The sequence below is a fragment of the Silvanigrella paludirubra genome (genome assembly GCF_009208775.1).
Lineage (GTDB): Bacteria > Bdellovibrionota_B > Oligoflexia > Silvanigrellales > Silvanigrellaceae > Silvanigrella > Silvanigrella paludirubra.
The window spans coordinates 492,835-508,901 of the sequence record NZ_WFLM01000001.1 but is presented as its reverse complement, the minus strand read 5'-3'; the positions used below and the strand labels follow the sequence as shown (position 1 = coordinate 508,901).

The following is a 16,067-nucleotide window of genomic DNA, read 5'->3' as shown; positions in this document are numbered from 1 at the left end:
TTATTTTATTGATATAAACCTTTGAGCACTATTATTTGAAATATGTGCAAAAGGTTTATACCAAGTTTTTTTGTTTTTGCTAAGGAATTAAAATTGATTTTATTAATCACATTCTGTTAACTTATACTTTTTATCGTTTAAGTCATAACATTTTATATACGGTTGATTTACAGTATCACAAAATCCTGCATAAACTTTACGAAAATGCTCACAATGTTTTTTTGCCTCTGGCCCATAAAAAGATGCCAGTTTGTCTCTTCTTAATAACTCAGGTATATCTACCATTAAATCTACAGAGTCTTGTTTACTACAAGAACTCCACAAAAAGAAAGAAGCTATCATAATGAAAAAAGCTTTAATCAATTGGTTCCAATACATGTGATTAACCTCATTGAATTATTCTTCTTTAACGATAGCTTCTTTATTTATTTGGATCAATCTGTTAACTTATGTCATTTTTACCATTCTAAACCAAAACCTGTTTGATATTCTGTAACGCGTGTTTCAAAAAAGTTCTTTTCTTTTGGAAGATCCATAATTTCATTCATCCAAGGAAATGGAGTTTCTTCTTCACCATAAATGGGTTCTAAACCTATGCTTTCGATACGTCTATCTGCAATATAACGAATATATCTTGCAAATTGGGATCGAGAAAGCCCAAGAATATCACGAGGGAGAGAATCTGCAACAAACGCATCTTCTAACTCAACAACATGCTCAATATTTTTTCTTACTTCTTCTTTTAATTCTGGTGTCCAAATATCAATATTTTCTTCGATATATTGATTAATTAGTTTTGTACCAAATCGACAATGTAAGCTTTCATCACGAACAATATATTCTAGTTGTTCTGATGTACCAACAAGAAGATTACGACGTTTAAAGTTTAATAAAAGAACAAAGGCACTATAAAACTGCATACCTTCCATGCCAATATAATAAGCGCACAAATTCTTTAAAAACAGAGAACGGCCTTCAGCTGTTTTTGTAGAAAAGCTTTCATTTAAAATCCCTTCAAAAAACTGGGATTGAAAATCGTGTTTATCTTTAATTGTTCCTACTTTTTTAAATTCACCAAAAACTTCTTGTTGATCCATAGAGAGAGATTCCACAATATGGGAATAACTCCAAGAGTGGATACTTTCTTGAAATGCTTGTGCCGTTAAATACTGACGGCATTCTGGGTTGGTAATATGCTTATAAATTGCCATAATAATATTATCACCCACTAACACGTCTGTATTAGCAAAAAAACTTAATATTTTTTTAATAAGGTGACGCTCATCTTGAGTAAGGTAACCTTGATTTTTCCATTGAGCTATATCAGAAGCCATTGAAATTTCTTGTGGGAGCCAATGATTTTTACATAAATTTTTAAACTCATCCCATGCCCATGGGTATTTAAATGGCATAAGTTGAGGTCTAACTTCATTAATTAACATAAATGTTCTCCTTTAAGATGAAAGATTTTTATTGACAAGACTCACACTCTGGATTGTCTATCGAACAAGCTTTCACCTCGGGCGCTATAATTGCTTCTTTTTTTCTTGAAGATATACTTGATTTTTCTACACTTGTAGCTGCTTTTGTTCTTAAATAATAAGTTGTTTTCAAGCCAGAATGCCATGCATAGCGGTACATTTCATCAATTTTTTTCCCACTAGGAGCAGACATATATAAATTTAAGCTTTGAGCTTGATCTATATAAACTTGACGTAATGCGGCACAGCGAATCAATTGCTCTGGTTCAATATCAAAAGCTGTTTTATATAGCTCTTTGATGTTTTCAGGAATATTTAATTCACTCACAGCACCATCGCAAAGTTTTAATTCACGAGAAAGTTCTGTATTCCACAAGCCTAAGCTTTTAAGATCATCTATTAAATACTCATTAATAATTGTATATTCACCACCCATGTTACTTTTCACATAAAGATTTTTATAAGTCGGTTCAATAGATTGAGTACAATTTGAAATATTTGAAATTGTTGCCGTTGGTGCAACTGCTAAACAAAGACTATTTCTCATTCCTGCAGAAACAAGAGAACGAATTTCATCCCAGTCTAATAGAGTGTTAAAGCCATCTTGAGATAATAGCGTATCACAAGGTAACAACTCTCCCGATTTTGAGAGATAAGTTGAAGGCGCTTCTGGTACCTTAACATGTGAACCTAATTCGGTTATGGTGTCCTTTGGAACCTTACCCTTAGACCAAGTAGAGCCTTGAAAACTTGAGTAAGAGCCTCTTTCTTTTGCTAAAGTAGCAGATGCTTTAATTGCATGAAAACTTATTTGTTCTGCAATTTTTTCAGAAAGCCACATTGCTTCTGGTTTTGAATAAGGTATTTTTTTCATATATAAAACATCTTGAAAACCCATAAATCCCATTCCAACAGGACGATGGCGATGATTTGCCGTTTCTGCTGATTTTATAGGATAAAAATTTTCTGTGATCACATTGTCTAACATGCGCATTCCAACACGCACGGCATGCTCTAATGTTTTTCCAGGATTTTCAGATTGAAAGACTGCTTTTAAATTTATAGAACCTAAATTACAAACAGCTGTTTCTTCTGCATTTGTATTTAAAGTAATTTCTGTACATAAATTACTGCTATGAACTACGCCGATATGACGTTGTGCACTTCTTAAATTACAAGGATCTTTGAATGTAACCCAAGGATGTCCTGTTTCAAAAATCATCGTTAAAATTTTGCGCCACAGCTGAACAGCAGAAATTTTTCTGAAATTATGGATTTGACCGAGCGATGCTTTTTGCTCATAATCTTCATATAATTTTTTAAAGTGATCTCCATAGGCGTCATGAAGATCGGGAGTTTCTGAAGGACAAAATAGTGTCCATTCACTGTTACTTTCTACTCTTTCAAGAAAAAGATCAGGAATCCAATTTGCTGTATTCATATCATGAGTACGACGACGTTCATCGCCTGTATTTTTTCTTAATTCAAGAAAATCTTCAATGTCTAAATGCCATGTTTCTAAATAAGCACAAACAGCGCCTTTTCTTTTTCCACCTTGATTCACCGCTATTGTAGAGGAATCTTGTACCTTTATAAAAGGAATAACACCTTGAGAACGGCCGTTTGTTCCTTTAATCCAACTCCCACTTCCACGGATGTTACTCCAGTCGTTACCTAAACCTCCTGCATATTTTGATAACATCGCGTTATCAGAATACTGACGATAGATATCGAGAAGATCATCTTGTGTTGTTGTTAAAAAACACGAAGACATTTGAGAGTGGTTTGTACCTGAATTAAATAATGTTGGGGTACTTGGTACATAAAGCATTTGAGAAATGACTTCATAAAATTCTGCCGCATATTTTGTGGCTTCGGTTGCATTGCCTTCTGCTAAAGCAACACCCATAGCAACACGCATCCAAAAATGTTGCCAAGTTTCATATCTCATTCCCTTTTTATGCAAAAGGTAACGATCATAAAGAGTATGTGCGCCAATGTAATCAAATAAATAATTACGATCATGTTTTATGCAAGAATTTAAATATTCGAGATCTAATTCACGTAGACGATTCGATAATTGCCCTTGCTCTGTTCCATAGTGAACATATTGAGAAAGAGTGGGATAAACCTTTTCCTGCTCTGGTAAGTTTGAAACGGTAGCTTCTAACCCTATTGTTTTTAAGACTTCGAGCCTGAGTTGCTCAGAAAGTATACTTGCCGCTATGTAAGAATACTCTCTTCCTTGCTCTATAAGCGGACGGACATCGAGAATGATGTTCTGCAATGAAGAGTTAAAATCAACGCTAGAAAAATTTAACTCAGATAAATTCGCTTTAGGATGATGAGGTTTATAAGAGGACATCGCCATGAAATATTTCTCCAGATGGTGTACAAGTCGTTCCACTTTTTAAGTCAAGGAAAAGAGCAGTTAATACATAGCCATACAAATGAATGGTACCCAATGCCGCAAAAATTCATCTACCGCAAATCTTCTCTTAGCGAGGAATTGCGGCACTTCATTAAGTAGGATGAAAATGCCGACACTTGTTATATATAGTGTTAACGCATGTCAAAAGACGCTGTCAATAGTGTGAGCATAAAAGTTCCTGACACAAAAGTTATTCAAATTTTACGAGCATTAATACTTAAAAGCGTAGGAAATAAGCAGATAATTCAAATGAAAAAGATGTAATAAATGGCATCCAAGAAATGACAAGCTTTTGACAGCGCATATGGGCAAGGAGATAGGTCAATTGGATGACGAGGTCAAGCCTTGGGAAGAAGTTTTAGGACTCTGGGTATTTTTAGACCTTAGAAAAGCGATTAGATTATCACCTGCTTCATCTAAATCCTTTTTGGAAGACAAAAGAATACGTGTTTTTTTAACAACTGAAAAACTTTTCGGATCGACAAGTTGTGATTCCATATATTTATCGGAATGAGACCAATAGATAAGAATAATTGCAGAAGGCCTCAAAGATAAAATTTGCTCTTTAGGGAGAGAAGCGACGCTAGGCATTGAATAAAAAGAAGAAGGCATATAAGGGGAAATTTTGATACTTGAATATTTTTCCGCAATAAAAACTTGAGAAAAAGAACCATTTGAACAGCTAGCTGAAATTACACTTTGCATTTTAGGTGGTAACATAATTGCAGAAGATTTTAATTCTTGACCATCAATAAAAGTCGTACAATTTTTAGCATTTAAAATTTTTATTGATTTCTGTTTTGCAATATAGGGCATAGTTATTGATTTTAATTTATCAATTAATTTGGAATCAACCTGTGATTCTAAATTATCTTTAACACTAAAAGAAGAATATTTTTCATAAATAATTCCATAATCTCTAGCTAAAGAATTTGAAGTTTTTAAATTTGATATTGCAGACCAAAATGCTAGCGTTGCATAAGAAAAAGAAACAGAAGAAGGATTGTTTGATAATAATAAGACTGCATCTCTCATATAAATAACAGACAATTTTTGAGCTTTAGAAAAGTTTCCAGCCAAAATAAATCCACGCAATTTATTTGAATATAAAAGAAATTTATCTTCAACAAGAACATCTTCTTGATTACCTAAACTATTAATCATCCATTCTTTATTTAAATCACGATTTTGAACAGCATTATAGACTCCATCTTCAGAAATACGGCGTGTAAATGAATTGGAAAAATAAGGTAACCAAATGGGATCGTCAGAAGCGTAAAAAACGAGAGCTTTATCAAATTGAGATGACTTTTTTAATTTATTTTTATTTGTTGATTGGCAACCTATAAAAAAGAAAACAAATACAAAGAAAAAAATGATTTGTTTACTTAAGGAAAAAAGATACGGGACTTTAGGCATTGATTTAACCTCAATTATTATAATAAATCATTGAAAAATCTATTTTATAATAAAGAAAAAATCAATAAAAATATTACTTACTTCTTATACCACTTTCTTTTATAACTCTCTGATATTTTTCTTCTTTTTTCTTTTGGATGAGATCAACAACCTCACATGCTTTGAGATTCCCTTCATTACACATCTCATTGACAATCTCTTCGTCTGATTTTTTTGCTTGATCTTTAGAATCGCCGATGGATACTGTACAAGAGACTGCAAAAATACAAGTAATTAATATTAAAAGATTATTTTTCATATTTAGATGACTTTCATTAAAAATTTTACTTTAAACACTCTAAACTCAAAAAAAAAGGACTCTTCTTATTTAGTCTGAGATTCTTTAAGCTTCAACGACATTTCCTTAAATTTTTCAAGGGGGAATGAATAAGTGATATCATGTAAGATAAAAATGGTTCCACAACGTTTTTTATTGCTATCAAATATATAGCGTTTTCTTAGACGAAAAATTTTATCTGAATTATCTAAAACCGCCCAAAATAAAGATTCTTCTATATTTTCATTTCTTAAAAGATTTCTTAACTGCAAATAACTCAATGAAGATAAAGAAACATCATTCCAAGCTTGAAAGTTAAGAGAGTTCGGCTTCGCACCCACCAAATTTGCGAAAAATTTATTATGGTGCTCAATTTTTCCCAAATGATCTAAAACAACTATGGGATCTTCAATGGTATCTAAAACAACATCAAATTCATTTCTTTGAGCATTCAAACTTTTAACATTATTATTATTAATTTCACTTAGTCTTTTCCAAAGCTCATTTAGTTCTATTATTAAATTTTTGATTTCAAGATTTTCAGGTAGAGGGAATTTTAATTTTTGTCCAAAACTTGGTTTATTTTGTAAAACTTCAGATATTTTTTTTATAGGATAGGCTATTTTACCAGAAATTTTCTCAGAATAATAAACAGATACAATTAAAGATATTAAAAATATAATAACAGATAAAATTAAAACTTTTGTTGTAAAAGACTCTCTATCTACTATAATTTTTGAAGTTTTTTCTTGATAATTCTGAATTTGTTCTTTTAAAAGACTACGCAATATAAAATATTCATTATAACCCATTTTTTTTTCATTATTTTTATATTTTTCAAATAATTCTCTAATTTTTTTAAATGAATCTATATTAACTTTCTCATTCTCTAATTTAACTAAATTATCTTCAAAACTTTCTACCTCTTTTTTTCGAAGTTGAATTAAATTATTTTGAGCTAGGAACAAAGAATCAAGATTATCAGACATTATTAATAAACTATTTATAGATTGATAATTAAATATTAAAGTGTTTTTTGGATTTTTAGCGCTAAAATAAATAGATAATATTAAAAACAAAGAAAGAGCGCTAGATAAAAAAACAATCTTTAATACTTGAAATAAGATTTCTCGTCGCATAGGAGGTAAAACATTCATTTTTTTCTCGCTATTCTACACTAATAATATGAACATCAATTCCGACCGCATCATGAATAAATTCTAGTAAAATGGAACCACGAAGGCGTTCTCTCAAAGGTGTTAATCTTGATTTACCAAAGACAGCATGACGAATTTTATTTTCAAATGCAAAGTTAACTAAAACATCTGAAATATTTTCACCTTGTAAAATGCGAACAATCGCTCCTTGTTTCGTTGCTAATTCAAAATTTTGTTGTAATTTTCTTTGGAGTTGTGAATCAATATGAGAAGGATCTTCTGCTTTTTTTTGAACATAAGTAACATAAACACGGCTCGATAAACGAGCCGCCATTTTTGTTCCTTTACGAATAAGAGTTGGAGCATTTGTCGGATCGGAACTAAGCGCAACCATAACAGCTTCTTCAGCAAAAACTTTTCCTTCTCCAAAACTATTTTCTTGCATTTTTTGAAATTGATTTCCTGCTGCTTCTCTTAAACAAATTTCACGTAAAAAAGATAAATTATTGTAAGTAAAAAAATTTATAAGAGCATTATCTACCTTATCTTGATCATATATTTTTCCAAGACGGAGTCGTTCTCGAAGATCTTCCATACTAATATCGGCCATAACAATTTGATGAGCCAACTGTAAAATTTTATCTGGAATTCTTTCATGAACAGAAGCTTTTGTTGCAGAAGAAACTCTATCTGCAACAGATTCTAAATGCTGAACATTTAAAGTTGTTATTACATTAATTTGTGAGTTTAAAATATCGATCACATCCATATAACGCTTTTCATGCTTACTGCCACGCGCGTTTGTATGCGCTAATTCATCAACCAACACAATTTGAGGATTTCTTTTAATTATAGCGTCTACATCCATTTCATAATATTCCATATTACCAACGGAATATTTTTTTAAAGGAACTTGTTCTAAGCCAATAACAAGAGATTGTGTATCTGGCCTTCTATGGGGTTCCACATAACCAATGACAACATCAAAACCTCGCTGTTTTAAAGCCTGTGCCTCAGAAAGCATGGAATAGGTTTTACCTACACCAGCAGCATATCCCATAATAATTTTTAAAGATCCTCTTCTTTTACTTTCAAGAATTTCTTCAAATGTTTTCATATTAATTCTTCAATTTAGATGTTTCTTTATCTAATTCAATATTTAAAAGTAAAACATTCACTCTTTCCGTACCAATAAAACTTAAGGTTGGATTTTGAGTTAACTTATCAACTAATAAATTCAAATTATTTTCACTTATATTTCGAGCTTTCGCAATACGAGGAATTTGAATTTTTGCAGATTGAATTGAAATTTCAGGATCTAATCCACTTGCCGATGCGGTAACAAGATCTGTTGGAATTTCTTCCCTTTTGATAGATGGATTTTGTCTGAGAAATTCTTGAATAGATTTCTCTATTCTATCTATTAAATCTTTATTTGTTGTTGCTAAATTTGATGCTCCAGAGCTTGTTGCATCATATCCTTTTTCACCAGCTGCTGAAGGACGTCCCCAAAAATATTTTGCTTGAGAGAAATTTTGTCCTATCAATTCGGATCCCACAGGTATTCCATTTTGAAAAATAAGACTCCCCTTACTTTGTTTTGGAAATAAATTTAATCCTAAAAAATACGTCGCATAAGGATAACAAATACCAACTAAAAAATACATAAAAAGGGAGAAACTGATTGCTCGATAAAATGTCTTAAGCATAATTATTTTAATTCCTATATTAAATTAAATGCATTTATTATTAGATCGATCATTTTTATACCAATAAAAGGAACGATAACTCCACCAAGACCAAATACAACCAAGTTATAACGTAACAAACTCATTGCCGAACGTGGTCTATATTTAATTCCTTTTAAAGCTAGAGGAATTAAAATTATAATAATAATTGCATTAAAAATAACAGCAGATAAAATAGCACTTTCTGGGCTAGCAAGATGCATGATATTAAAAATACCTAAACTTGGAATGGATGCTAAAAATAGCGAAGGAATGATAGCAAAATATTTAGCAACATCATTTGCAATGCTAAAAGTTGTTAAAGCGCCGCGTGTTATTAATAATTGTTTTCCTATTTCAACTATTTCTATAACTTTTGTTGGATCGGAATCGAGATCGATCATGTTACCTGCTTCTCGAGCAGCTTGAGTCCCCGTATTCATTGCCAATCCTACGTCAGCTTGGGCTAATGCAGGAGCATCATTTGTCCCATCTCCTGTCATTGCCACCATCAATCCTTCTTTTTTAAAGGACTTTATTAAATCTAATTTATCTTCAGGTTTTGCTTCTGCAAGAAAATCATCGACACCCGCTTCAGAAGCAATTGCAGCGGCTGTTAATTTATTATCTCCTGTTATCATGATTGTTCGAATGCCCATTGCGCGAATTCGTTCAAATCTGGCGCTGATACCAGGTTTCACAACATCTTTTAAATATATAACGCCAAGAGCTTTTGATCCTTTTGCAACTACAAGAGGAGTGCCACCAAGTTTTGAAATTTTTGTTACATTAGCTAAAACTTCTTCAGGAAGTTTTGATCCCAATGAATTTACCCATGATGAAATGGATTCCATAGAGCCTTTTCGAAAAGACTCAGAAGGAGTATCCACACCACTCATTCTTGTTTCCGCAGTAAAAGGAATAGGAATTGAGTTGGCTGGCAATTGAAAATAGGCATGTAATTCATTTGCCAATTTAATGATAGAGCGACCTTCTGGAGTTTGATCAAACCAAGAAGCAGCGAGAGATGCTTTTGCAAGTTCATCTACCGTAACATTGGGACATGGAAAAAACTCCGTCGCCATACGATTCCCAACCGTTATTGTCCCCGTTTTATCCAATAATAAAATATCAACATCTCCAGCGGCTTCTACAGCTCTACCTGACATCGCAATCACATTTCTTTGCAAAACTCTATCCATTCCTGCAATCCCAATAGCAGATAACAACCCACCAATTGTTGTAGGAATTAAGCAAACTAATAAAGCAATTAATGAAACAATGGAAACAGATGTATTTTGAAAAAGAGCAAAAGGTTTTAACGTAACAACCGCTAATAAAAAGATAATTGTAAGCCCACACAATAATATATGAAGAGCAATCTCATTAGGAGTTTTTTTTCTTTCAGCCCCCTCTACCAAAGAAATCATTTTATCTAAGAAAGATTTACCAGGCTCAGCTGTTACCATTACAATAATTTTATCAGATAAAACCGTAGTCCCCCCTGTTACTGCAGAGCGATCCCCACCGCATTCACGAATCACAGGAGCAGATTCTCCTGTGATTGCAGATTCATCTACTGTGGCCATGCCTTCTACTACAGTTCCATCAGATGGAATAACTTCACCAACATTTACAACAACATGATCGCCCTTGACTAAAGTTGAAGCAGAAACGGTGCGCATGATTTTTGTTTTGAGATCGATAATACTTGCTTGCGTATCACGTCTGGTTTTTTTTAAACTTTCCGCTTGAGCTTTACCTCTTCCTTCTGCTAAAGCTTCCGCAAAATTAGCGAATAACACGGTAAACCATAACCAAATCGAAATTTGTAATGTAAAATTCAAATTCTCATAATTATTAGAAAACAAATCTGACAAAATAGATAAAGTCGTTATTAAACTTCCAACAGCAACAACAAACATAACAGGATTTTTATAAAGAATTTTCGGGTGAAGTTTTACAAAAGATTGTTTTATAGCTGGCAATAACAGTGGAGTAGAAAAAAGATTGGAATTTAATTTTGTCATTTTATTTAGCTCCTGAAGAAGAAAGAACAGAAGAGAATAATTGCAAATGTTCTAAAACAGGGCCTAGTGATAATGCGGGAAAATAAACCAAAGCACCAACAATAAGTATAGTACCTAAAAGCAAAATAATAAACACACCACCATGAATTGGAAATGAATTTTCAGACATGGGACGTGATTTCTTTTTCGACATAGAACCTGCTATGGCGAGTAAAGGTATTAAATTTAAATAACGACCAAAAATCATTAATATTGAAGTTAAATAATTCCAAAACGAAGTATTTGCATTTAAAGATCCAAAGGAACTTCCATTATTCTGAACAGTGGAAGTAACAGCATATAACATTTCACTAAAACCATGAGTTCCAGGGTTTCCAATTGATGATTTTGCTATTGTAGATACCGAAGCTATAGCTAAACCAACCAAAATTGCTACACTAATTCCAATTACAGGAAACATCGCTATTTTAATTTCATAGGATTCAATTTTTTTACCTAAATACTCTGGCGTTCTACCAACCATTAAACCAGCAATAAAGACAGCAATCACAACAAAAAGTAACATTCCATATAAACCAGAGCCTACTCCACCAAAAATAACTTCATTTAATAACATATTAACTAAAGCAACCATTCCTGCAATAGGAGTCAGACTGCTATGAGCAGACATTGTGGCACCACAGGAAGAATCCGTTGTTACTGTAGTAAAAAGTGAAGTCGCAAAAATACCAAAACGTGTTTCTTTACCTTCCATGTTTAAAGAAGAATTTAAGTGAAGTTGATTTACAAAATTTGGATTGCCTAAATATTCATAATAGGAAAAGACAAAAACTCCTACCAAAAATAAAATAGCCATCGTAATCCAAATAGAAACAGCGTGCTTCATATGTTTTGCCATTTTTCCAAACGTAAATACCAAAGCACTAGGAATTAAAATGATAGTTAAAATTTGAATAAAATTAATCATGGCGCTTGGATTCTCAAATGGATGAGCCGCATTTGCATTAAAGAAACCACCGCCATTTGTACCAAGAAGCTTAATAGCGGCCTGTGAAGCTACAGGCCCCTGGGCTATCACTTGATTTGCCCCTTCTAATGTTTTTATTTGTGTGTATGGAGAAAAATTTTGGATCATACCTTGAGAAATATAAATAAGAGCTAAAATAAAAGACAAAGGAAGTAACAAATAAAGAATAGATCTTGTTAAATCCACCCAAAAGTTACCAATTCCTTTTGTTTCGGAATGGCAAAAGCCTCTTATAATCGCAATGCATGCTGCAAAACCTGTCGCAGCAGATAAAAAATTATGGGAAGTTAAAGCAACCATTTGCGAAAAATAACTCATCGTACTTTCACCAGAATATGCTTGCCAATTTGTATTCGTTAAAAAACTAACCGCTGTATTAAAAGATAGCTCATTAGATAGCCCGGGAAAATTTTGTGGATTTAAAGGTAAAACATTCTGGAATTTTAAAAGAAAAAAAGTGAATAAAAATATAATTAAATTAAAAACAATTAAATCAAATGTATATTTCTGCCAAGATTGATTTTCATTTATATTTATTCCCGTTACTTTATAGATTAATTTTTCTAAGGGAGACAAAATCGGGATTAAGAAGACCTTTTCACCACTCATTAATTTATTGATATAAAGGCCTAAAGGATAAGATGCAGCAAGTAAAACCAAAACAAAAAAAATGAGTTGGTAAATATCTTGAATTTTCATTTTAAGTTAATCCTCTGAAAAAATTAGCATATAAAATAGATATAAAAAAACGATTATGGAAACAGCAATTAATCCATAGTCAACGAACTGTGAGTACATGTATATATTCCTTGATCAATAAGATTTATTCTAAATTTAAATGAGAAATATAAGGTACTATGCCTCCTTTGTGGTATGGTATTCAGAGGTATATATTCCTGCATTTTGGTAAATGCAACTTTTCCGAGGAACATTCGAATGTCTGAAACTCAAAATATGTTTGAACAGTTTGATAAAAAACAAAATAGAAATGAGATTCATACGTATGAAGAAAACATAGAGAGTTTTACAATAGGCGCAGAAGAAGCTGCTCAAATATTAGGTGTAAATCGATCGCGATTATCTCAATTAACGAGTAAAGGTGTTTTTACATATGAACGCCGCAAAATTGATACCAGAAATCGCCTATTTTATAAGCTAAGTGAAATTTTAAATCATCAAAGATCGCAATTACAAGGAAATCAATTTCATAACTCGTATTTAGAAAAAGCCGTAAAGTACCAAACAGAAGAAAATATTGAATTTCATGAAAACAATAATTATTCTGCCGAAACGGTTCAATTAAAAAAAAGAAATTTAAAAAATCAAACAAATTCAAAAGTCTTATTTTCAGCGAAAACAATTTTTTTAAGTGAGCAAAATAAAGAAGAAAAAATTGAAACAAAAAAAAATATTCATTTCATAAAAGAAAAGTCAATACAAAATGAAAACCTCATTCAATCTTTAAATCAATATAATTTAAAGAAAGAACACTTGTTACAAAAAATGATTCTCAACAATAAAGAAGTTATGAATCAAATTCAACTCTCTATTTTTCAATTAAACTCTGAAATAAAACAATTACAAGAAACATTAAAGGAATTAAATACTAAATTTGAAAATTCATTAAATAAACCAATAAAAAAATGGAAAATTAAAAAAACGAAATTTCTGCCAAAATCAACAGCGAGTCGCTAAGTAAAACTGAGTTCCCATTTGTCTGACAAGCTCAAGTTGTTGATCCATTAAACTCGCATATGATCTTTGCAATAAAGACATTTCTTCAAGAGTTTTACGAATTTCTATTTGGTGAGAAATTAGCGTAAGCTTTACAGCTAATTCTCCACATGATTCCGCCATAATTCGATCACTGACCAAAATTTCTTCAACTGTTTGGCCTATATTTAATTTATTTAAATTTTGAAGATCAAAAATATATTCTTCCTTTAGCATCATTGTAATTAGTTTGTCTAAATGACAACAAACTGAATCATTTTGAGTCAAAATGACAGCCGCTAATTTTTCATAGCCCCACAACTTACATATGTTTTTATGAATTCTGAGTTGTTGTAAAATTGTTCCATGTACTTGAACTAATGAAGAAAGCCCGCTAGAAATTTCACTCGATACTTTCATACACTCCCCTATATTTTATAATCTCGTTTCATATTTAAAAAATAACATAAAAAAAACCACATGATGATTATGATACCATTCATGCGGTTTTTCAAACTAAACGAGTATAAATGAAAATTATTTGTTTTCAGCAGCTCTTTTTGCTTTGTATTTTGCTATCATGTCGTCTTGAACATTACGTGGAACAGAAGCATATTTAGCAAATTCCATAGAGAACTCACCTTTACCTTGTGTACCAGAACGAAGATCTGTTGAGAAACCAAACATTTCTGTTAATGGAACTTCAGCTTCAATTTGGCAGTAGCCGCCGTTTCCAGCTGTACCCATAATAACACCACGACGTTGGTTGATAAGACCCATCATTGTTCCTTGGAACTCTTCAGGACCTTCAATACCAACCTTCATGATTGGCTCAAGAATAACAGGTTTTGCATTCATGTAAGATTCACGGAACCCTGTCATCGCACATGTTTTAAATGCCATTTCATTAGAGTCCACTGGGTGGTGTAAACCATCATTTACGATAAGTTTCACGCCAACAACTTGAGCTCCAATAAGAAGACCTGTTTTCATTTGCTCTACGAAACCTTTTTCACAAGCAGGGATAAATTGTCTTGGAATAGAACCACCAACAGTGTCGTCAGAAAATTCATAGATTTTATCACCAGCATCAACCAATGGTTCCATATAACCAACGATACGAGCAAACTGACCAGAACCACCAGATTGCTTTTTGTGTGTGTAGTTAATTTCAGCACGTTGTGTAAGTGCTTCACGGAAGTTAACTTGTGGTTTGCCAACAATGGTTTCACAGTTAAATTCACGTTTCATACGTTCAACATAAATTTCAAGGTGAAGTTCACCCATTCCAGCAATAATAGTTTCGCCAGATTCTTCATCACGGGAAACGCGGAAAGTTGGGTCTTCTTTTGTAAATTTATTTAATGCTTTTGAGAAATTTGTTTGTGCTGCTTTGTCTTTAGGAGCAACAGCCAAAGAAATTACCGCATTTGGAACATACATAGAAGCCATAGTTACGTTAATTTTGCCGTCTGTGAATGTATCACCAGATGCACAATCAACACCAAATAAAGCAACAATGTCGCCAGCAGAAGCTTCTTCAATATCTTCCATTTCGTCAGAGTGTAAGCGCACAATGCGAGGCACTTTAACGCGTTTTTCAGAAGCCATATTGATTAGCATATCGCCTTTTTTCACAGTACCTTGGTAGATACGCATGAAAGTAAGCTGCCCATAACGTGTTTCATCAAGTTTAAACGCAAGCATAACAAGAGGAAGATCTGGCTCAGATTTAAGAGGATATGGAGCCTCATTGTTAGATTGGTCAAGACCTTCGTTAGAAACTTCGTTTGGAGCTGGTAAATAAGAACCAACAGCGTCTAAAAGAAGTTGAACACCTTTATTCTTAAATGCGGAACCGCAGAATACAGGAGTAAATTGTAAGCTAATAACGGCTTTACGCATAACTTTTGCAGCTTCTTCAGCAGAAACGTATTCGTCGCCTAAGAATTTTTCAGCAAGAACATCGTCAAAGTCAGCCAGAGCTCCAATAAGATCACTACGACGAGTTTTTGCTTCTTCGATCATGTCTACTGGAATTTCTTCTTCACGAACGTTTTCACCATTCGCACCATCGAAATAAAATGCTTTCATAGTAAGAAGATCGACAACACCTTGGAAACGATCTTCTGCACCGATAGCCATTTGAGCCATCCAAGCATTATGATTTAATTTTTCGCGAAGCTGTTGACATACGCGGTATGGATTCGCGCCAGCGCGGTCCATTTTGTTTACAAATGCAATACGAGGAACACGGTAACGACGCATTTGGCGGTCAACTGTAATGGACTGAGACTGAACTCCAGCCACAGAACAAAGAACAAGAATAGCACCATCAAGAACGCGAAGGGAACGTTCCACTTCAACTGTAAAGTCAACGTGACCAGGAGTGTCAATAAGGTTGACCCATAGGTCTTTCCACTGGCAGAATGTAGCAGCGGACTGAATTGTTATTCCTTTTTCACGCTCAAGATCCATACTGTCCATTGTTGCGCCAACACCAGATTTTCCTTTTACTTCTTCAATCTTGTGGATTTTTCCAGTATAGAAAAGGATACGTTCGGAAAGAGTCGTCTTTCCTGAGTCGATATGGGCAGAAATACCAATATTTCTTACACGGGAGAGGTCTTTGATTGTCATGATTAATCCAACTCAACATAAAAATGGTTAAAACTTCAGTCCAAACCAGCGGACGGGAAACACGCCCTGTGTTATCTGATTTTTCATTGAATTTCAATAGCCATTTTTAGGCTTTTCTATTAGGAA

General features: G+C 33.0%; 13 protein-coding genes. 1 reads left to right on the top strand and 12 read right to left on the bottom strand.

Going from position 1 to position 16,067, the window contains the following annotated elements:
- Nucleotides 1–102 precede the first annotated feature (102 nt).
- From GCL60_RS02350 to kdpA, 10 genes are all read right to left on the bottom strand, one after another.
- Nucleotides 103–378, bottom strand: coding sequence for a hypothetical protein (locus GCL60_RS02350; RefSeq protein ID WP_153418258.1), 276 nt, complete (start codon nucleotides 376–378; stop codon nucleotides 103–105).
- Between the two features lie 80 nt (nucleotides 379–458).
- A complete protein-coding gene (locus tag GCL60_RS02345) occupies nucleotides 459–1,442 on the bottom strand; it encodes a ribonucleotide-diphosphate reductase subunit beta (RefSeq protein ID WP_153418257.1) in 984 nt (327 codons plus the stop codon).
- 28 nt (nucleotides 1,443–1,470) lie between these two features.
- Nucleotides 1,471–3,852, bottom strand: a complete 2,382-nt coding sequence (locus GCL60_RS02340) for a ribonucleoside-diphosphate reductase subunit alpha (RefSeq protein ID WP_153418256.1) — start codon at nucleotides 3,850–3,852, stop codon at nucleotides 1,471–1,473.
- Nucleotides 3,853–4,233: 381 nt separating this feature from the next.
- Entirely contained in the window at nucleotides 4,234–5,331 is a 1,098-nt protein-coding gene (locus tag GCL60_RS02335; protein ID WP_153418255.1) for a hypothetical protein, read from the bottom strand.
- 73 nt (nucleotides 5,332–5,404) lie between these two features.
- Nucleotides 5,405–5,629, bottom strand: coding sequence for a hypothetical protein (locus tag GCL60_RS02330; protein WP_153418254.1), 225 nt, complete (start codon nucleotides 5,627–5,629; stop codon nucleotides 5,405–5,407).
- 65 nt (nucleotides 5,630–5,694) lie between these two features.
- On the bottom strand, nucleotides 5,695–6,804 hold the full coding sequence (locus GCL60_RS02325; protein WP_153418253.1) for a PAS domain-containing protein: 1,110 nt from the start codon (nucleotides 6,802–6,804) through the stop codon (nucleotides 5,695–5,697).
- Between the two features lie 10 nt (nucleotides 6,805–6,814).
- Nucleotides 6,815–7,921: a kinase gene (locus tag GCL60_RS02320; RefSeq protein WP_153418252.1), complete on the bottom strand. Its 1,107-nt coding sequence runs from the start codon at nucleotides 7,919–7,921 to the stop codon at nucleotides 6,815–6,817.
- 1 nt (nucleotide 7,922) lies between these two features.
- Nucleotides 7,923–8,513: a potassium-transporting ATPase subunit KdpC gene (gene kdpC / locus GCL60_RS02315; protein ID WP_153418251.1), complete on the bottom strand. Its 591-nt coding sequence runs from the start codon at nucleotides 8,511–8,513 to the stop codon at nucleotides 7,923–7,925.
- A gap of 14 nt (nucleotides 8,514–8,527) precedes the next feature.
- Complete coding sequence (gene kdpB, locus GCL60_RS02310; protein WP_153418250.1) at nucleotides 8,528–10,561, bottom strand: potassium-transporting ATPase subunit KdpB; 2,034 nt, start codon at nucleotides 10,559–10,561, stop codon at nucleotides 8,528–8,530.
- Nucleotide 10,562: 1 nt separating this feature from the next.
- On the bottom strand, nucleotides 10,563–12,287 hold the full coding sequence (kdpA, locus tag GCL60_RS02305; RefSeq protein WP_153418249.1) for a potassium-transporting ATPase subunit KdpA: 1,725 nt from the start codon (nucleotides 12,285–12,287) through the stop codon (nucleotides 10,563–10,565).
- Between the two features lie 237 nt (nucleotides 12,288–12,524).
- Between kdpA and GCL60_RS02300 the strand changes: the two genes are divergently transcribed.
- Nucleotides 12,525–13,283, top strand: a complete 759-nt coding sequence (locus GCL60_RS02300; protein ID WP_153418248.1) for a hypothetical protein — start codon at nucleotides 12,525–12,527, stop codon at nucleotides 13,281–13,283.
- On the opposite strand, the gene GCL60_RS02295 is transcribed toward GCL60_RS02300, so the two are convergent.
- Both GCL60_RS02295 and fusA read right to left on the bottom strand, forming a co-directional pair.
- Nucleotides 13,266–13,721, bottom strand: coding sequence for a hypothetical protein (locus GCL60_RS02295; protein ID WP_153418247.1), 456 nt, complete (start codon nucleotides 13,719–13,721; stop codon nucleotides 13,266–13,268). The two genes, GCL60_RS02300 and GCL60_RS02295, sit on opposite strands and share 18 nt — an antisense overlap.
- A gap of 117 nt (nucleotides 13,722–13,838) precedes the next feature.
- The gene (fusA, locus tag GCL60_RS02290) at nucleotides 13,839–15,941 is read right to left on the bottom strand and encodes an elongation factor G (RefSeq protein ID WP_153418246.1); all 2,103 of its coding nucleotides are present in this window, start codon (nucleotides 15,939–15,941) and stop codon (nucleotides 13,839–13,841) included.
- Between the last annotated feature and the right edge of the window lie 126 nt (nucleotides 15,942–16,067).